This window comes from Novosphingobium sp. BAM6, assembly GCF_057784955.1.
The window spans coordinates 624614-643775 of record NZ_JBYNTR010000002.1 but is presented as its reverse complement, the minus strand read 5'-3'; the positions used below and the strand labels follow the sequence as shown (position 1 = coordinate 643775).

Genomic DNA, 19162 nt, shown 5'->3' with positions numbered 1-19162 from the left:
CGCGCGTGACCTGATCATCTGAACAGCTGATACCCTCTCGATGCGCATCCGGCGTCTTCGGCTCAGTGGCTTCAAGAGCTTCGTAGAGCCTGCCGAACTGCGCATCGAGCCGGGGTTGACCGGCGTCGTCGGCCCCAACGGCTGCGGCAAGTCCAACCTCCTCGAAGCGATCCGATGGGTCATGGGCGAAAGCTCGGCCAAGTCGATGCGCGGCGGCGGCATGGAGGACGTGATCTTCGCAGGGACGGCCAGCCGCCCGCCCCGCGCCTTCGCCGAAGTCGTGCTGGTGGGCGATACGGCCCTTCGCGAAGACGGCACCCGCGACGAACTCGAAGTCATCCGCCGGATCGAGCGCGGCGCGGGCAGCGCCTATCGCATCAACGGTCGCGACGTGCGCGCCAAGGACGTTGCCCTCACCTTTGCCGATGCGGCGACCGGCGCGCATTCGCCTGCGCTCGTCAGCCAGGACCGCATCGCTGCCGTCATCGCCGCCAAGCCTGCCGAACGCCGCGCGATGCTGGAAGAGGCCGCCGGTATCGCCGGGCTTCACGTCCGCCGCAAGGATGCCGAGAGCAAGCTCAAGGCCACCGAAACCAACCTCGCCCGGCTCGACGATATCATGGCCGGGCTCGACAGGCAGGTCGGCGCGCTGCGGCGGCAGGCCCGTGCAGCCGAGCGCTATCGCGCCCTCTCCGACCAGATCCGCGTGGCCGAGGCCCACGTGCTGTTTGCCCGCTGGCGAGACGCGGCAGAGGCTGCGGAAGCGGCGAAGAAGCAGGCGCTCGCCTGTGAAGCCTCGGTCGCAACCGCGCAGACCGCCACCGCGCAGGCGCAGGCGGAACAGGCCGAAACCGCAGCGACGCTGGCCAAGGCACGCGATCTCCTCACCGACCGGCGCGACGATGCCAATGCACAAGGCCACCGCCTCGCCACGCTGACCGGGCAGCTCGATGCGGCAGAACAGCGCCTGAAAGACCTCGAACGCCAGCGCATGCGGCTGGAATCCGACCGGAGCGATGCTGACCGGCTGACCCGCGATGCCGCAGAAGCGCTTGCCCGGCTGGAGAAGGACGTGGCCGAGGGCGAAGTGCGCCTCCAGACCGAGGAAGCGCAGCGCCCCCGCCTTGCCAACGCGCTGGAAGGGGCCGAGCGCTCGGCGCGAACTGCCGAGCTTGATCTTGCGCAGGCGACGGCGGCGCAGGCGGGTATCGAGGCGGAATGGCGCATCGTCGAGGCCGAGATCCGGCAAGCCCAGACCGCGCGCGATCGGCTGAATGGCGAGGTTGCCCGGATCGAAGCGCAAGCGTCCTCCCATGCTGCGGCAGGCGATCTTGCAGATGCCGTGATGCAGGCGCGGGCCCGCGTACAGGCCGCCACTGCGACCCTGACCACAGCGCAGGAGAACCTCGAAAAAGCTAACGAATCCAGGGGCTCCTTGCAGGCCGAGCGCGATGCCGCAGCCTCCTCGCTGGCGGCGGCTCGCGCCGATCTGACCGGTGTCGAGCGCGAACATTCCGCCCTGCTGCGTGACCGGGAGGCGCGCGCACGCGGAGCCAAAGTCGCCCACGGGATGACGCCCGCTATCGAGGCTATGCGCGCGGAACCCGGTTACGAACGCGCACTCGCCGCCGTGCTCGGGCGCGATGCACGCGCGCCGCTGGGGCGCGATCCGGGCAGCGACGGGCGCTACTGGACCGGGGCAGATTCCCCGGTGCAAGTCTCTGAAAACCTGTCGCTTCACGTCCCCGAATGCCCGCCGGAACTACGTGCACGACTGGCGCTGGTACACGTTGTCGAGACCGACGACGACCGCCTTCTGGCACCCGGCGAATGGCTGGTGACGCGCGAGGGTGTGCTGCGGCGCTGGGACGGTTTCATCGCGCGTGGCGAAGGCGGGGCCGAGGCCGCGCGGCTTGAGGCGGACAATCGCTTTGCCCAGCTCGACGCGCAGATACCGCCGCTCAGAGATGCCCTGAAACGGACAGAAACAGCACAGACCGCGACACAAACGCGGTTGAACGCACTTCAGGCCGAGATAGCCGCGCTCGAACGCGCACTGGGCGATGCGGCAGCGGAGGAGCGCACCGCCTTGCGCGCCGTCGATCAGGCCGAGGACGCCGCACGCCGTCACGAAGCCCGCTGCGTGGAGATCGAGGCGGCCCGCGACGACCTGTCACAACGCCTCACCGCCGCGCAGGACGAACTCGCTACCGCCGAGGCCAAGCGCACTGGCCTGCCCGATCCTGAAGTCGGTCGGGCAAGCCTTGCCGAAGCCCGCCAGCGCAACGAGGCCATGCGGCAGAGCATGATCACGGCCACCGCCACGCTCGCCGCGCACGATCAGGGGCTTGCCGTCTCGCGCGAGCGGATCGCCTCGCAGCGCGGCGACATCAAGGGCTGGCAGGCGCGCGCAGGCGATGCGGCGCAGCGGCTCGCCAAGATGGCGGGCCGTCTGGAGGAGATCGAAGCCGAGCACGCGGTCAATGCCGGGCGTCCCGATGCGCTGCTGGCGCAGATCGAGCAGGCCGAGACCATCCGCCAGCGCCTCGCCGTCGAGCTTGCGCAAGCCGATGCCACGCTGGAAGCCGCGACACTGGCCGCGAAACAGGCCGACATCGCTCTTGCCACCACCACCGAAGCGCTGGCCTCTGCCCGCGAGGCACGCGCTGGAGCCACCGCCCGCGCCGAGGCGGAGGACGCGCGGCGGCTCGACATCAACCGCACCTGCGCCGAGCGTTTCCAGTGCCCGCCCCCGGTCCTGCCCGAACGCCACGGCTTTGCCTGGGGCGATGTCGGCACGGTATCTGCCGAGAGCGCCGCGATGGAGCGGCTGACGGGAGAGCGCGAGAAGATCGGCCCGGTCAACCTCGTCGCCGCCGACGAACTGGTAGAGGCCGAGGCGCGGCTGGGCACCAGCGCCACCGAGAAGGCCGAACTGATCGAGGCCGTCAATCGCCTGCGCGGCTCGATCGGCAAACTCAACCGCGAGGGGCGCGAGCGTCTGCGCGCCGCCTTCGAGGCGGTGGACGGCCACTTCCGCCGCCTGTTCACGCAGCTTTTCCAGGGCGGGCAGGCGCACCTTGCCCTCGTCGATTCGGACGATCCGCTGGAGGCTGGCCTCGAAATCTTCGCCCAGCCGCCGGGCAAGCGCCTGCAATCGCTGACGCTGCTGTCGGGCGGCGAGCAGGCGCTGACGGCAGTGGCACTGATCTTCGGGCTGTTCCTGACCAACCCCGCGCCGATCTGCGTGCTCGACGAGGTCGACGCCCCGCTCGACGATGCCAATATCGAGCGCTTCTGCGACTTGCTCGAAGCGATGACCCGCGAGACCGAAACACGCTATCTGGTCGTCACCCACAACGCCGTGACGATGAGCCGCATGCACCGCCTGTTCGGCGTGACGATGGTGGAACAGGGCGTCTCGCGCCTCGTCAGCGTGGACCTTGTGGGCGCGGAGGAACTGCTGGGGGCGTGAGGGGAAGCAGGGATGCGCTCCGGCTGGCCGTTCCGGTCGGTCGGCCGGCATCCTCTTCATTTCGTCATTCCCGCGAAGGCGGGAAACCAGTGGCGACCTCGCCAGCGATTTCGGCTTCGACGCGCTGCGCTGGCTGGATTCCCGCCTTCGCGGGAATGACGAAGCGTTTGATACCGCGAGCAACTTTACGGCACAAACTCCAATCCGGACATGCCGCCCCCTACCCGAACAGCCACATGCCCAGCAGGCGGTGGAACGGGAAGGTGAAGAACCCGGCGACCAGCAGCGCGCCGATGATCAGGCCGCGCACGGTGCGACGGTGGCGGGCGACGTTATGGCTGCGGGCGGCGAGGATCAGCGAGGGGACCAGTACGATCACCAGTATCGACAGGATATGGATCACGCTGAACCGGCTGTTCGCGCCGTGGACGAACAAGCTGACGATGGCGGTGCCGAACATCGCCGCGCACCAGACATAGCCCAGCCGGCGGTGCAGCCGCGTGCCTCGCCTTTGCCACATCAGCACCGGGGTGATCGCCAGTGCGAAGCAGATGGTGCCCAGATGCGCCCAGACGAGGCCGGGGATCAGGCTCCACTGCGACGCCCCCTTGGCGACAGCCACGGCGACCACCGCGAGCATCGCCAGCGACAGCACGCCGAGCGCGCGCTCCAGCGGGTCGGGCGCGGTGTTGCGGATCGGAGTTGGTGTAAACGAAAGGGCCCCGGCGGGAAGCGTGCTCATGCCGGCACCTCCCCGTTCGATGTCAGGCGCCGGAAGGCGAGGCGCCGGAAGGCGAGGCGCCAGAGCGGCAGGGTCAGCATCCCGGCCTGGCTGATCGTCGGCACCACGAAGGCGAGCGCGACGCTCAGCAGCGCGGCAGCGATAACCGCAGGTGATCCGGCGCCACCTCGATCTCCGCTCGCCTCGGGCACGGCGAGGCCCAGTTGCCGGACGCGCAGCATCAGGAACCATGTCGCGATCCCGGCCGCCAGCAGGTTCAGGTTGTAGCACAGCGCAGGCACGAAGCTGTTGTGCCCCGCCGCGACGAAGGCGGTGGTGAAGGGCATCGTCGCGATGGTGAACAGGCAGGCAAGGTTGGGCCAGAGCAGCCCCTGCGCGAAGTGGCTGACCCGGCTGAAGATCTGGTGATGGCCGATCCAGAACCGCCCGATGACCAGAAAGCTCAGCAGGAACGCCAGCAGGCTGGGCGCCAGCCCGGCGAGGTCGTGCCAGTAAGCCTGCGCAGGTGCGCTTTCAGGCAGATGCGGCACCTCGATCTCCAGCACCAGCAGGGTGATGGCGATGGCGAAGACCGCATCGGAAAAGAACACCACCCGTTCCAGCGCGAAGCCCGCCCCGCCGCTATGGGGAACAGGTCCATCCGCCGGAAGGGAGGGAGCGGGAGAGGCGACGAAAGCCCCGGCCTGCGACCCCATCCCCTAAAAACCGGCTCCATCCGGCCACTGCGGCGCGGCTATCCCCATGACCTTGAACAATGCCCCCATTTGTCCCTCCTCGATCAGCCTGTCGCGGGCTGTCTCCAGCGAGACTATATGCGCCGGGGCTTTCGCCGCAAGGGCTGCCGTGCGCGCCTCGATGCCGAGCGCGCGCAGGAAGTGCCCCTGCGTGACCGTGCCCAGCCACTTGCCCTCGCGCGAGAGGACGGCGCGGGACAGCGCCTCGAAGTCGACATGGGCGGTAAGGTCCGCCTCGCCGGGGTTGACGAAGGGATCGACCTTGCGATGCGCGCGCACCGCCTGCAGGGTCGATCCGGTGCGGGTATGGGCATGGCCATAGTCGATCAGCAGCGCGCAGCCGCCCTGCGTATTGAGCCGCCCGGCCAGCTCGTAGACGATGCCGGTGGCGGGCGGGCAGGTTTCGACAATCGTGCCTTCGGGCGCTTCGCGCAGTTCGACAGGCACGACAAGGTCCATCGGCTTTTCGCCTGCGATGGGCAGGAAGCTCTGGCCATCCTCGGCCCCATCGTCGGCAAGGCCGACCATCCGCTCGCGCCAGCCTTCGGGCATGCGCACGAACTGGCGGATCGGCAGGGCATCGAGGAACTCGTTGCCGACGACCAGCAGGGTGCCGTGATGGGGCACGGTATCGAGATCGGCGTGCCAGCGCGCGTGCGGCACCGCTTCAAGCTGCACCGCCTTGAGCGCGGCGGAACCCTCGACGAAGTGGACTTGCGGGGTCAGGCCATAGCGCGCCATCACCCGCAGCGCATCGCGCGCCAGCGTGCCGCGACCGGGGCCAAGCTCAACGTAGTGGACCGGCTCCGGCTTACCTGCGCGAATCCACATGTCGGCCAGCCACAGGCCGATCAGTTCGCCGAACATCTGGCTGATTTCGGGCGCGGTGACGAAATCGCCCTCGCTGCCGAGCGGGTCTTTCGCGGTGTAATAGCGCGCGTTCGATTCGGCGAAGTAGTGCTGGATCGTGATCGGGCCGTAGTTGGCAATCAGGCGGCGGAATATCACCGAGAGCGCATCGCCCTCCGGTGCTCCGCCGCCGCCATTCCCGATGCCCCCCGGCTCGCTCATGCGTTCTGGGGCTCTGTCCTGGGCTCCAGCGTCTGGCCCGAGCCGATCGCGGGTCGCGAAAGCGACCAGACGATCATCCCAAGGCCCACCAGGAACAGCGGGATCGTCAGCCACTGGCCCATCGACAGGCCGGTGCGCTCGGCAAAGGTGAGCAGCTGGGCGTCGGGCTCGCGGAAGAACTCGACCGTGAAGCGCGCGACCGAGATGCCGGCGGTGAACACGCCCACCAGCAGCGCCGGGCGATAACGCGCGCGGGTCTTCCAGAACACGGTGAGCATGATGATCGCCATGGTCAGCCCCTCAAGCCCGGCTTCATAGAGCTGGCTGGGGTGGCGCGGCAGCGGGCCACCGTCGGGAAAGACCATTTCCCATGGCACGTAGCTGGTCACGACACGCCCCCACAGCTCGCCGTTCACAAAGTTCGCAAGGCGCCCGAACATCATCCCGAACGGCACGCAAACCGCGATGTAATCGGCCACCCGGATGAAGTTCAGCTTGTTCTTCCACGACACCCAGCTGATCGCCAGCAGCACGCCGATCACGCCGCCATGGAAGCTCATCCCGCCGTGCCACAGCGAGACGAGGTCCTTGGGGTGTGCCCAGAGGCTGGGAATGCCGGTATTGCCGCCGGTATAGAAGGTCGCATAGCCAAGGCGTCCGCCCAGGATGATGCCCAACGTACAGTAGAAGAACAGGTCGTCGGCATGGCGCTGCGCCAGCGGGGCGCCGGGCGCCTTGATCATGCGCGAGAGGTGCCAGTAGCCCAGCAGGATGCCCGCAAGATAGGCCAGCGAGTAGAACCGCAGGGTGAACACACCCAGGTCGATCCCCTTCTTGAGGCCAAGGTCGGCCCAGTAGATCGGCTGGTGGACCTCGGCGGCAGCGGAAGCGAGTAACGAGAGCAGGGACAAGGACGCGGCCTCTTCTTGGCTTGGCTTATTGGCTTGGCTGGGACACCACGGAGCGACAGGCCCTGTGGCGACACATCATGCGGCGCCTTCTGGCATAGGCGCAGGCGCGATGGTAGCGGGGAATTCACCTTTGCGCGCTAAGGCGTTCACACAGGCTTCCCCGCTTCCCTCGCCCGCCAAGGATCACTAGATAGCCGCTGCATGAGCGTCATCCGCATCCCCTCTCCCCGCGCCGTGATCGACCGCCGCGATCTGGTCGAGCGCATCGCCGTCATCGTCGAGACGCACGGCACGACCGCCGGCGGCGCCCGCGAGGCGCGGCGCCTGATCGTCGACCTGCTGCGCGAGGGGCTGGAGAACGGCCGTGCCGAGATCGCCCGGAGGCTGGTCGAGAAGCCTTCGGCCGGGCACGAGATCGCCGAGGCACAGGCCTATCTGGTCGACCAGCTGCTGCGCATCATCCACGATCACGTCACCGTGAACGTCTACCCGGCGGCCAACCGCACCAAGGGCGAGCGCCTGACGATCGTGGCAGTGGGTGGCTACGGGCGCGGCGAGATGGCGCCGCATTCGGATGTCGATCTCGCCTTCGTCACCCCGATCAAGCAAACCCACTGGTGCGAGCAGGTGATCGAGGCGATGCTCTATTTCCTGTGGGATCTGGGGCTGAAGGTCGGCCATTCCAGCCGCTCGCTGGACGATATGGTGCGCATGTCGAAGTCGGACCTCACCATCCGCACGGCGATGCTCGAAGGCCGCTATGTCTGGGGCGATCAGGATCTCTACGAGGAGATGCGCGCGCGCTTCTGGCGCGACGTGGTGGCCGGGACCGAGCGGCAGTTCGTCTCCGAAAAGCTGGCCGAACGCGAGGAGCGGCACAAGCGCATGGGCGATACGCGCTATGTCGTCGAACCCAACGTGAAGGAAGGCAAGGGGGGCCTGCGCGATCTGCACACGCTCTACTGGATCGGCAAGTACATCCACAAGGTGCGCGATCCCAGCGAACTGGTCGATGCAGGCCTGCTGACGCGCAAGGAATATCACGCCTTCCGCCGCGCCGAGAACTTCTTCTGGGCCGTGCGCTGCCACCTGCACACCATCACCCGCCGCGCCGAGGACCGGCTGACCTTCGATCTCCAGCGCGAGGTCGCCGCGCGCATGAAATACACCGACCGCCCCGGCAAGAGCGCGGTCGAGCGGTTCATGCACATGTTCTTCCTGCAGGCGAAGGTCGTCGGCGTGCTGACCGGCGTGTTCCTGGCGCAGCTGGACGAGCAGTTCGCCCGCCGCCAGCCGCGCGGGCTACTGGCGGGATTCCGCGCCAAGGAGCGCACGATCAAGGGCTACAAGGTGTTCGGCGGGCGCATCCGCGCGCCTTCGGACGACTGGTTCCGCGAAAAGCCGCTGCGCCTGATCGAGATCTACGTGATCGCCGACCGCGAGGGGATGGAAATCCATCCCGAAACGGTGCGCCTGATCGCCCGCGACGCCGCGCTGGTGAAGGACGAGCTGCGCGCCGATCCCAAGGCAAATGCGCTGTTCATGGAGCTGCTGACCAGCCGCAACGACCCCGAAAAGGCCCTGCGCGCCTTCAACGAGGGCGGTGTGTTCGGGCGCTTCATCACCGAGTTCGGCCGCGTCAACGCGCAGATGCAGTTCGACATGTACCACCACTACACGGTGGACGAGCATACCATCCGCGCCATCGGCCTCGTCTCGCGGATCGAGCGCGGCGACCTGATGCAGGACCACCCGCTGGCCAGCACCATTGTCCACAAGATCCGCTCGCGCCGGGTGCTCTATGTGGCGGTGCTGCTCCACGACATCGCCAAGGGGCGCGGCGGCGATCATTCCGAGCTGGGCGCCGAGATCGCGCTGGAGCTGTGCCCGCGCCTCGGTCTGGACGAGGACGAGACCAAGCTGGTCAGCTGGCTTGTGCTCCATCACCTGCTGCTTTCGGCCATGGCCTTCAAGCGCGACCTGTCCGATCCCAAGACGATCACCGACCTTGTCACCGTGGTGCAGACGATCGACCGCCTGCGCCAGCTGACGCTGCTGACCATCGTCGATATCCGCGCGGTCGGCCCCGGCATCTGGAATTCGTGGAAACGCCAGCTGATCGGCGATCTCTACAACGCCGCCGACCAGCAATTGCGCCTCGGCCATGCCGAGTTCGGACGCGAACACCGCGTGCTGGCCAAGAAAGCTGCCGTGATGGCACTGGCGCCCGAACAGGCCTCGCTGGTCGAGACCATCGGCCCGGACCTGCTCGACAGCTACTGGGTGGCCGAGAGCGAGGACGTGATCGTCAAGAACCTCGCCCAGATCGAGGCGACCGGCAGCGAACCGCTGTCGATCTGGACCGAATACTATCCCGCGCGCGGTGCCACGCTCGTCACCGTGATCGCCTCGGACCATCCGGGGCTGTTCTACCGCATTGCGGGCGGCATCCACCTTGCGGGCGGCAACGTGATCGACGCGCGCATCCACACGATGCGCACCGGCCGCGCGGTCGACAATTTCCTCGTGCAGGACCCGCTCGGGCGTCCGTTCCGCGAGGAAGGCCAGCTCGAACGCCTGCGCATCTCGATCGAGAACGCGCTCGCCAACCGGGTCAAGATCCTGCCCCAGCTGGTCGCCAAGCCCGAAGTGCGCCCGCGCGCCGACGCCTTCGAGGTGCGCCCCAGCGTGCTGGTGGACAACAAGGCCTCCAACCGCTTCAGCGTGGTGGAAGTGAGCGCGCGCGACCGCCCTGCCCTGCTCAACCGTCTTGCCCACGGCCTGTTCGAGCAGCGCCTGATGGTCCACTCCGCCCATATCGCCACGTATGGCGAGCAGGCGGTGGATACCTTCTACGTCACCGACCTGCTGGGCGGAAAACTGACCTCGGGCAGCCGCATCAAGGCGCTGGAGCGCCGTCTGGCGGAGGCGGCGCAGGAGGTTTCCTGAGCCCTATAATCCTTTCGTCGTCATTCCCGCGAGGCGGGAGGCCAGATAGCGCAACGCCTCAATCCAGACGCCACGCTATCCCGACGGGCGGAGCTGGATTCCCGCCTTCGCGGGAATGACGAAGTAGGAGGCATGCCTCCCCCAACACATGCGGATGCAAACTTTCGCAAGCGCTGTGCGAAGACTTGCAAGCAACCCGTTCCCGGCCCATGTGTTACCCGTGTGCTGCGTCGCAACATCGGCGCCTGTTCGCGGGAGTCGGACTATGCCGGACGCCAGAAAGCCAGAAGCCCAAAAATCGGACGCCGAGAAATCGAGCCACACCACGCTCGTCCTGCAGGGCGGCGGCGCGCTGGGCGCCTATCAGGCGGGCGTCTATGAAGCACTGGCAGCGGCGGACCTGCGGCCTGACTGGATCGCAGGCATTTCCATCGGCGCGATCAACGCCGCGATCATCGCGGGCAACGCGGTGGGCGAGCGCGTCAAGCACTTGCGCAAGTTCTGGGGTCTGGTCTCCAGCGAGTTGCAATACGAACTCGACGAACCCGCCGGTTTCGCCCGCCGCCTATTCAATCAGGCCTCGGCCAACATGGTCGCCAGCTTCGGCGTGCCCGGCTTCTTCAACCCACGCGTGCCGATGCCCCTGCCCGACTGGCCCGAGGACTTCTCGCGCCTGAGCTACTACGACACCACCCCCTTGCGCGACACGCTGCTGAAAGTCGTCGACTTCGACCGGCTGAACAGCAGCGAGACGCGGTTTTCCGTTGGGGCCGTCAACGTCCTGACCGGCAACTTCGCCTATTTCGACAACCGCCAGCGTACCATCGTGCCCGAACACATCATGGCGAGCGGCGCGCTGCCGCCGGGATTTCCGCCGATCCAGGTGGACGGGCAATGGTACTGGGACGGTGGCCTCGTCTCCAACACCCCGCTGCAATACGTGCTCGACAACCGGCCCAGCTGCGACATGACGATCTATCAGGTCGATCTGTTCTCCTCGCGCGGGATTGTGCCCACGACCATGGCCGAGGCCGCGCAGCGCGAGAAGGACATCCGCTTCTCCAGCCGCACCCGCATGAACACCGACCTTTCGCGCCAGCTCCAGAAGCTGCGCGCGGCGGCGCGGCGCCTCGAAAAGAAGCTGCCCGACGAGCTGGCCGACGATCCCGACCTCAAGGCGCTGCTGGCCAATCACGCGGTCGGCCCGGTCTCGATCATGCACCTCATCAACCGCCCGCGCGGCTACGAGACGCATTCCAAGGACTACGAGTTTTCGCGCATGACGGTGAAGGAGCACTGGGCTGCGGGCAAGGCCGACGCGCTCCACTCACTGCACCATCCCGACTGGACCGGGCGCGTCCTGCATCCCGACGAAATCATCACGTTCGATCTGGCCGGCGAGCGCCCCCTCGACGCACGCTGACCTTTCCTGCCGTCCGCTTCCCATTCGCTTTTTACAGTCAAGAGGAGAGAGCCTGCCATGAAACTTCAGGACAAGGTCTGCATCGTCACCGGCGCCGCCAGCGGCATCGGCAATGCCATCGCGCACAAGTATGCAGGCGAAGGCGCCAAGGTCGTCATCGCCGATATCGCGCTCGAAGCTGCGCAGAAGGCGGCGGACGATATCAAGGCCAAGTTCGGCACCGAGGCGCTCGCCATCGCCATGGACGTCACCAGCGAGGAGCAGGTGAACGCAGGCGTGCAGAAGGTGGTCGATACCTTCGGCGGCGTCGACGTGCTGGTCTCCAACGCGGGCGTGCAGATCGTCAATCCGGTCGAGAAATACGCGTTTTCCGACTGGAAGAAGATGCTGGCGATCCACCTCGACGGCGCTTTCCTCACCTCCAAGGCGTGTCTGCCGCACATGTATGCCAAGGGTTCGGGCGCGATCCTGTTCATGGGCTCGGTCCACTCCAAGGAGGCCAGCCCGCTCAAGAGCGCCTATGTCACCGCCAAGCACGGGTTGCTGGGCCTCGCCCGCGTGATCGCCAAGGAGGGCGGCAGGAAGGGCGTTCGCACCAACGTGATCTGCCCCGGCTTCGTGCGCACGCCCTTGGTGGACAAGCAGATTCCCGAGCAGGCGAAGGAACTGGGCATCTCCGAGGACGAGGTGATCTCGAAGGTCATGCTGGGCGATACCGTCGATACCGAGTTCACCACGGTGGATGACATCGCCGAAGTCGCGCTGTTCTTCGCCGCGTTCCAGACCAATGCGCTGACCGGCCAGTCGCTCGTCGCCAGCCACGGCTGGTACATGAACTGACGCTGGTACATGAACTGACAGGGTCTTTCGCCGGGTTCTTCTTGACCCGCCCCCCAAGATGATCCAGCCGGGCTGTCATGGCCCGGCTGATCCTGTTCAACAAACCCTTCGATGTCCTCAGCCAGTTCACGGATCGGGGGACCGAGACGACGCGCCGCACACTGTCGGACTTCATCGACGTACCCGGCGTCTATCCCGCAGGTCGGCTCGACCGTGACAGCGAGGGGCTGATGCTGCTCACCGACGACGGGCGCCTGCAGGCCCGCATCGCCGACCCGCGCTATAAACTGGGCAAGACCTACCTTGCGCAAGTGGAAGGCACGATCGGCGACGAGGCCCTCACCGCGCTCAGCCGCGGCGTCGTGCTCAACGATGGACCGACGCGCCCCGCCAAGGCCATCGCCATCGACGATCCCGCCCTGTGGCCCCGCGATCCCCCGGTGCGCTTCCGCAAGACGGTGCCCGATTCATGGTTGCAACTGACGATCCACGAAGGCCGCAACCGCCAGGTCCGCCGCATGACCGCCGCCGTCGGCCATCCCACCCTGCGTCTCGTGCGTAAGGCCATCGGCGAATGGACCTTGGGTGATCTGGCACCGGGCGAATGGCGGGAAGTGGCGGTTTAGGGGGGGTAGCTACTGCGCACCCAAAACATTCAAGGCCCGCAGGCTAAATGTGAAAGTTGCATCGCCATGAGTGAAGCGTAAAGTTGCAAGCAATGAACGCAAACAAATTTATTGGGCAGTCCGAAGGAACCTCAATGGTAATACCGGCGAGTGAATTCGGCGCACCTGGGGTCCAAGGTAATCTGATTATCGTTGCTCAGTTCAAAGATCGTGTGAACGACGATCATTTGCGAATGAGCGATAAGTCGCCTCGCGAGTTTGAGATAAGGGCAAGGCTGTCACGCCATGCGGAGTTGTCGAGCAACTTCGCTGGGGACTTTGATAAAAACTCGGGCGGTTCATATCTTACCGTCGCTGCGGGCATTGGTCATCTCAATTTTGGGATCGGCGCACGTTCGCTGCGGTTGGATGTAAATTCCAATGCGGAAATCTCCATGGCATCAGCCACGATAACAGCGAGGACGGCTGAGGAAGCGCGGATTGAATTTTCAGAACTTCTCGCCCGTTATCTTGATAGGATGTCTTATTTGGGCCGCGTTCCCGCGTTTGCAGCGCTTGTCGTGATCCGCGACATACGGCACGAGGTGCAGTACATACACTATGTTTCCCCTCCTCAACCCGTAACGGTTGGTGCTGGCGGGGAAGAGCTCGATTTGGAAATGAGGACAGTCTACGCGCTGTATCGCGAAGCGCTTAACGCAAGCAGCCCGTACTACCGCGTTCTGTGCCTGCATAAAATCATGGAAGGCATATTAGGCCCGCTTCGTACGGGATTGTTCAAACGGGCTAAAGCGGCGGGGATCGACGTACGTCGCGAGAAGCTCAGAGTGCCCGATAATGCGGACCTGCCGGAATGGCTAAAAAAGTTCGTAGATAAGCCAATGAAGGAATTCTACGATGGGTTCCTCTCGAAACAGTATCGAGATGCGATGGCTCACTTCACATTACGGGAAAAGAGCGCACTCGATGTCAGCTCGCCTATCGATGTCAGCAGGTTTACGGACGTTGCGTTCATTATGGACCTATGCGCGCGCGTCCTGATCGCACAGCACGAAGCATGGCTAGGTGAAGTCCGGGCAACCAAAGTCCAAACTTCATAAGTTTACTGAATTTCTTCAGCATCAAGTTTATTGCCGATGTCGATTTTATTAAATTGGCGCGAGCCGCAACCGACCAAACACTTCCATGCAGCCTTCGACAGGCTCAGGCTGAGCAGAGTTCGGGATCAGGAGAGCAGCGGAAGCCCCCCTCCCCTCACCCGCGCAGGCGGTCCAGGGCGGCGTCGCGACCGATCAGGGGGAGGAGGGCGTTCATGTCGGGGCCGTGGTCCATGCCGGTGAGCACCTGACGCAAGGGGAGGAACAGCGCCTTGCCCTTGCGGCCACTCGCGGCTTTCAGCGCCTCGGTCAGGCTTTTCCAGATCGCGTCGGACCATTCCAGACCATCGAGCACCTCTGCGGCCTGTGCCACGAAGGCGCGGTCCTCGTCCGTGAGGGCGGGGGCCTCGACCGGGCCGATCACCACGCGCCACCAGTCGTGCGCTTCGGCGACGGTCGCAAGGTTCGGGCGCACGACTTCCCAGGCGCCCTCGTCCATCTCCTCGGGCAGGCGGCCTGCCACGGCGGCGAAGGGGAGTGCGTGGACCACGCCGGCGTTCACCCGCGCGAGTTCCGCCTCGTCGAAGCGCGCGGGCGCGCGGCCGAAGTGCGACAGGTCGAAGGCGGCGGCCAGCTCCTCCACCGACAGCCCGGCCTCGACCGGATCGGACGTGCCCAGCCTTGCCAGCAACGCGATCAGCGCCTGCGGCTCGGTGCCCGCCTCGCGCAGTTCCGCGAGGCCCAGCGAGCCGAGGCGCTTGGACAGCTTGCCCTCAGATCCCACCAGCAGCGCCTCATGCGCGAAGGCCGGGAGCGGCGCGCCGAGCGCGGTGAACATCTGCGCCTGCACCGCGGTGTTCGAAACGTGGTCCTCGCCGCGCAGGATCGCGGTCACACCCATGTCGATATCGTCGATCACCGAGGGCAGCATGTAGAGCCACGAGCCATCGGCGCGGCGCACCACCGGGTCGCTCATCTGCGCGGGGTCGAAGTGCTGCTCGCCGCGAATGCCGTCGGTCCAGCCGATGGGCGCCTCGTGATCGAGCAGGAAGCGCCAGTGCGGCATCTCACCCGCCGCGATGCGCGCGACCTTTTCGTCCTCGGAAAGATTGAGCGCGGCGCGGTCGTAGATCGGCGGCAGTCCGCGCCCCAGCAGCACCTTGCGGCGCAAATCCAGCTCCTGCGGTGTTTCCCAGCAGGGGTATACGCGGCCATCAGCCTTCAGACGCTCGAATGCCGCCTCGTACAACGCGAAGCGTTCCGACTGGCGCGCCTCGCCGTCCCAGTGCAGGCCCAGCCATGTGAGGTCGGCGCGGATCGCCTCGACATGCTCCTCGCGGCTGCGCTCGGCATCGGTATCGTCGATACGCAGGAGGAACCTGCCCCCCTCGCGCTTCGCCAGCAGCCAGTTGTGCAGCGCCGTGCGGATATTGCCGACATGGAGGCGGCCTGTGGGCGAGGGAGCGAAGCGGGTGACGGTCATACCCGGCGCGATTACGGCGCGCCGGGGCAGGCGTCAAACGGGGATAATCATAGTCCGGCTCACCAGAGCACGCCTTCCTTGTCGGGCGTCAGCGGCTTGGGCGCTTCGAGGCCCACGGACTGGAGCGCGTCGATCTCGATCGTGCGGCACATCGAATTGAGCGGCAGGTCATGGATCGTGTTGGCGAAAGGATCGACCAGATCGTCGCCAATCTTGAGTACGGCCAGGAACATCACGCCCGCCACCGTCGAGCCGAGCGGCGTGGCATAGCCCAGCGTCTCGACCAGCCCGAACGGCAGCAGCACGCAGAACAGGTGGGTGAAGAAGGTCGGGAAGAAGCGGTACTGGTTGGGCAGCGGCGTGTTCTTGAGCCGCTCCATCCCGCCTTGCGAGTTGGCGATGTCGATCAGCACCGATTCGAGGCGGTTTTGCTGGATGGTGTCGATCCAGCCCATGCGCCGCGCCTCGTCGATCTCGCGACCGATCTCGTTGAGCAGGGCGTTGGCGACGTTGGTCTTGGCGAGCGCGGCATCGGCGTCAGCCTCGGGCAGGCGCGAGCGCACTTCGTCATCGGGCTTGAGGCGGCGCAACTGGCAGCGCAGCGCGTTGACGTAGGCGATCTGCGTCTTCGCGATACGGCGCTTCATCTCGGCAGCTTCGGGATCGGGCATGAAGTTGATCACGCCGCGCAACAGGTTGCGGCTGGCGTTGATCATCAGCCCCCACAGCCCGCGCCCTTCCCACCAGCGGTTGTAGGCCGAATTGCTGCGGAAACCGAGCACCAGCGCCACCGCCGTACCGAACAGGGTCAGCGGCAGGTCCGGCGCGGTGAACGGCACGGTAAAGTACGTCACCGTGACCAGCACGTCCCAGACGAACAGCAGGCCAAGCGGCGCGGCGATCTGCTTCAGGAATGTCCCCACGCGGGGATGGGCAGTCACGATCACGAGGGAGCGCCTCCGGGAACTTCAAAGGACATGACAGGCATCATGGCGCTTCGCGTGCCTCGCTGGCAACCGCCTGCGACATCGCGAACGAGCTGCCGCTGGCGGGGCGAATCGAGAACCACTGCGGGTGGTCGGCGGCGACCAGGAAGCCCAGTGTGCCAAGCCCGAACAGCAGCAGCAGCAGCGTCGAGCGCAGGCTTTCGGTGGCGTTGCGTTGCTTGAGTTCGTCAAACTGTCGCATGTCAGGATCTCCGAACGGTGTTTCATGGTGCGCCGCACAATGGCGCCCTTCCCACACTATCTGGTGCAACGATCTGTCTGCGCCATGTGTATTGCGTTACAAAGTTTTGCTGCGGCGCGAAACGTGTGCGTGCAGTGCAGGACGTGCGACGAAATGCAGGTTCGTAACAAAGGATTGCTGGCTGACCGTCCGGTCGGCGCCAGGACCGGAGACGGCGGATCAGGTCAGGTCGATGGGTTCGAACTGCGCAAACAGGTCCTGCGCTTCGGGAAGCTCTCCAAACGGCACATAATCGCAGACGGCCGCGTAGCGCTTCCACATCGCCAGAACATCGGGATGGGTGTGCGCCGCCTCGATCGCGCCCTCTCTGTATGGCCCCGGCAGGATCGCGAAGCGCTGCGCTGTCGAGCTGGCCCGTTGTCGGCAACCTGCCGATACGTCACCCGCTCCGAAAGGCGTGCGTGATCGGATAGCGCCTGTCACGGCCGAAGTTGCGGGCGGTCAACTTCACGCCCGGCGCGGCCTGCCGACGCTTGAATTCGGCGCGGTGGAGCAGACGCTCGACCTGCTGAACGAGATCGCGCTCGAAGCCCTCGCCCACCAGCTGCTCGACGCTCTTGTCATGCTCGACCAGCCCGAGGAGGATCGGGTCGAGCACTTCGTAGGGCGGCAGCGTATCCGAATCGCGCTGGTCGGCGCGCAGTTCGGCGCTGGGCGGCTTGGTGAAGATCCGCTCGGGAATCGGGGCGCCTTCGACCTCTGCCATCCCGCCAGCCTGAGCACGAGCGGCTTGCACTCTGGGCACCTGCCCGCAGCGCCACTGCGCGATCGAGCGCACTGTCATCTTGTAGGCATCCTTGAGCGGATTGTAGCCGCCCGCCATGTCGCCGTAGATCGTCGCGAAACCGACGCTCATCTCGCTCTTGTTGCCGGTGGTCAGCACCATCGGCCCGAACTTGTTCGACAGCGCCATCAGCGCCGTGCCGCGAATACGCGATTGCAAATTTTCCTCGGCCTCGTTGCGGGCAAGACCGTCGAACACGGTGCCGAGCATCGCGTCAAACCCGTCCACGCCGTCGCCAATCGGCAGCACGGTATAGCGGATGCCGAGACGCCGGGCACATTCGGCGGCATCCTCAAGACTTTCGGCGCTGGTGAAGCGCGAAGGCATCATCACCCCCCAGACCCGGTCCGGCCCCAGCGCATCGACGGCAATCGCCGCACAGGTTGCCGAATCGATCCCGCCGGACAGGCCCAGCACGACACCGGGAAACCCGTTGCGCTCCACATAGTCCCGCAGCGAGACGACCATCGCGCAGTAGATATCCTCAGGATGCGTCGCCAGGGCCTCAATCCTTCCCCGGTCACAGCGCCAGCCTTGCGCGGTACGCGTCCAGTTGGTCTGCACCACCTGCTCGCGCCAGTCGGCCATCTGCACCGCCAGCGCGCCATCGCCGTTCACTACGAAGCTGGCCCCGTCGAACACCAGTTCGTCCTGCCCGCCCACGCGGTTGAGATAGGCCAGCGGCAGGTTGGTATCGACCGCCCGGCGCTTGGCCACGCCTTCGATTCGCAGCGCGTCCTTGTTGATCTCGTAAGGGCTGCCGTTGATGCACACGAGCATCTCGGCGCCGAAGTCGGCCAGATGGCGGCACACTTCGGGGCGCCAGATATCCTCGCAGATGGGCACGCCCAGCATCGTGCCGCGCAGGATCACCGGCTCGGGCAGAGGGCCTGGCTGGAACAGCCGCATCTCGTCGAAGGTGCCGTAATTGGGCAGTTCGTGTTTCAGCCGGACCGCCGAAACGCGCCCCTGATCAAGCAAGGCCACCCCGTTGTGCAACGCACCATCGAGCACGAAGGCAGAGCCCACCAGCAAGGCCGGGCCGGGCTGCGCGGTAGCTTCGGCCAAGGTCTGGAGCTGGGCCGCCGCGCGTTCGATCAGCGACGGCTTGAGGATCAGATCCTCAGCAGGGTAGCCGATCAGGTGAAGTTCGGGAAAGACCACAAGGTCCGAATCGGGCGATTTCGCCCTCGCCTCCAGCACCGACGCAGCGTTACCGGCGATATCGCCGACCGACTGGTTCAACTGTGCAAGAGTGATCTTGAGGGTATCGGCCATGGCGCAAGTGATGCCCGCCGAAAATGCCCCATGCAAATAAAAAACCCTCCCGTCAGGGGAGGGCTTTTTCCTGCCGAAACAGGCCGGAAGCTATCGAAAAAATTCGATAATTTCCGGTGTAGCAATGGAGGCCGCTTCGCCTTGTGGGCGAGGGACGGCCCCCTTTGCGGATTACATCGCCTCGGTCGCAGCCTCGGTCGGTGCGTCGGTGGCGTCACCGGTCATCATTTCTTCCGGTGCGGTCTCAACCGACTCGGTCGATGCGTCGGTCGGAGCTTCCGAACCACAAGCAGCGAGCGAAAGAACGGCAGCCGACGCGAACGCGGCCAGAGCAATCTTCTTCATGCGAATCCCCTTGCATTGTTTGGCGCATAGGCCAACGCTTACAGGCAAGCCTGCGGTGCCAGTCTTTAGACGAGACGATGGTGCAACGCAAATGGGAATGATGGGGGGGCAAAACCGCCTGCCGCCTAGGACTTGCGCACATATAAAGATATCTTT

At 65.6% G+C, this 19162-nt stretch carries 15 protein-coding genes; 6 read left to right on the top strand and 9 right to left on the bottom strand.

The window, feature by feature from the left end:
• Nucleotides 1–40: 40 nt before the first annotated feature.
• The gene (locus AC3EC3_RS11680) at nt 41–3475 is read left to right on the top strand and encodes an AAA family ATPase (RefSeq protein WP_488489765.1); all 3435 of its coding nucleotides are present in this window, start codon (nt 41–43) and stop codon (nt 3473–3475) included.
• 220 nt (nt 3476–3695) lie between these two features.
• Here the strand turns inward: AC3EC3_RS11680 and AC3EC3_RS11675 are convergent, their stop codons facing one another.
• The 4 genes from AC3EC3_RS11675 to lgt are packed head-to-tail and all read right to left on the bottom strand — an operon-like array spanning nt 3696 to nt 6933.
• Complete coding sequence (locus AC3EC3_RS11675) at nt 3696–4217, bottom strand: DUF2306 domain-containing protein (protein WP_488489764.1); 522 nt, start codon at nt 4215–4217, stop codon at nt 3696–3698.
• Nucleotides 4214–4912: a TMEM175 family protein gene (locus AC3EC3_RS11670; protein ID WP_488489763.1), complete on the bottom strand. Its 699-nt coding sequence runs from the start codon at nt 4910–4912 to the stop codon at nt 4214–4216. Before AC3EC3_RS11670 ends, AC3EC3_RS11675 begins: the two co-directional genes overlap by 4 nt.
• Before the next feature lie 3 nt (nt 4913–4915).
• On the bottom strand, nt 4916–6022 hold the full coding sequence (locus AC3EC3_RS11665; RefSeq protein WP_488489762.1) for a class I SAM-dependent methyltransferase: 1107 nt from the start codon (nt 6020–6022) through the stop codon (nt 4916–4918).
• Nucleotides 6019–6933 carry a prolipoprotein diacylglyceryl transferase gene (gene lgt, locus AC3EC3_RS11660; protein WP_488489761.1) on the bottom strand — a complete coding sequence of 305 codons (915 nt, stop codon included), beginning with the start codon at nt 6931–6933 and terminating at the stop codon, nt 6019–6021. Before lgt ends, AC3EC3_RS11665 begins: the two co-directional genes overlap by 4 nt.
• A 201-nt stretch (nt 6934–7134) precedes the next feature.
• Between lgt and AC3EC3_RS11655 the strand changes: the two genes are divergently transcribed.
• The 5 genes from AC3EC3_RS11655 (at nt 7135) to mauJ (ending at nt 13871) form a co-directional block, all read left to right on the top strand.
• The gene (locus tag AC3EC3_RS11655; RefSeq protein ID WP_488489760.1) at nt 7135–9882 is read left to right on the top strand and encodes a [protein-PII] uridylyltransferase; all 2748 of its coding nucleotides are present in this window, start codon (nt 7135–7137) and stop codon (nt 9880–9882) included.
• A gap of 265 nt (nt 9883–10147) precedes the next feature.
• The gene (locus AC3EC3_RS11650) at nt 10148–11305 is read left to right on the top strand and encodes a patatin-like phospholipase family protein (protein ID WP_488489759.1); all 1158 of its coding nucleotides are present in this window, start codon (nt 10148–10150) and stop codon (nt 11303–11305) included.
• Nucleotides 11306–11362: 57 nt separating this feature from the next.
• Entirely contained in the window at nt 11363–12145 is a 783-nt protein-coding gene (locus AC3EC3_RS11645; protein ID WP_260924854.1) for a 3-hydroxybutyrate dehydrogenase, read from the top strand.
• Between the two features lie 77 nt (nt 12146–12222).
• Nucleotides 12223–12771, top strand: a complete 549-nt coding sequence (locus AC3EC3_RS11640; RefSeq protein ID WP_488489758.1) for a pseudouridine synthase — start codon at nt 12223–12225, stop codon at nt 12769–12771.
• A 92-nt stretch (nt 12772–12863) separates the two neighbouring features.
• Nucleotides 12864–13871 (top strand): methylamine utilization protein MauJ, encoded by a 1008-nt coding sequence (gene mauJ, locus AC3EC3_RS11635; RefSeq protein WP_488489757.1) that lies wholly within the window; start codon nt 12864–12866, stop codon nt 13869–13871.
• 154 nt (nt 13872–14025) lie between these two features.
• Here mauJ and gltX read toward each other — a convergent pair whose 3' ends face one another.
• The 5 genes from gltX to AC3EC3_RS11610 form a co-directional block, all read right to left on the bottom strand.
• Nucleotides 14026–15351, bottom strand: a complete 1326-nt coding sequence (gene gltX / locus AC3EC3_RS11630; protein ID WP_488489756.1) for a glutamate--tRNA ligase — start codon at nt 15349–15351, stop codon at nt 14026–14028.
• Between the two features lie 59 nt (nt 15352–15410).
• A complete protein-coding gene (locus tag AC3EC3_RS11625; RefSeq protein WP_488489755.1) occupies nt 15411–16298 on the bottom strand; it encodes a bestrophin family protein in 888 nt (295 codons plus the stop codon).
• 40 nt (nt 16299–16338) lie between these two features.
• The gene (locus tag AC3EC3_RS11620; RefSeq protein WP_260924868.1) at nt 16339–16539 is read right to left on the bottom strand and encodes a hypothetical protein; all 201 of its coding nucleotides are present in this window, start codon (nt 16537–16539) and stop codon (nt 16339–16341) included.
• A 439-nt stretch (nt 16540–16978) separates the two neighbouring features.
• Nucleotides 16979–18661: an NAD+ synthase gene (locus AC3EC3_RS11615; protein WP_488489754.1), complete on the bottom strand. Its 1683-nt coding sequence runs from the start codon at nt 18659–18661 to the stop codon at nt 16979–16981.
• A 171-nt stretch (nt 18662–18832) separates the two neighbouring features.
• Nucleotides 18833–19006 carry a hypothetical protein gene (locus AC3EC3_RS11610; protein ID WP_260924874.1) on the bottom strand — a complete coding sequence of 58 codons (174 nt, stop codon included), beginning with the start codon at nt 19004–19006 and terminating at the stop codon, nt 18833–18835.
• Between the last annotated feature and the right edge of the window lie 156 nt (nt 19007–19162).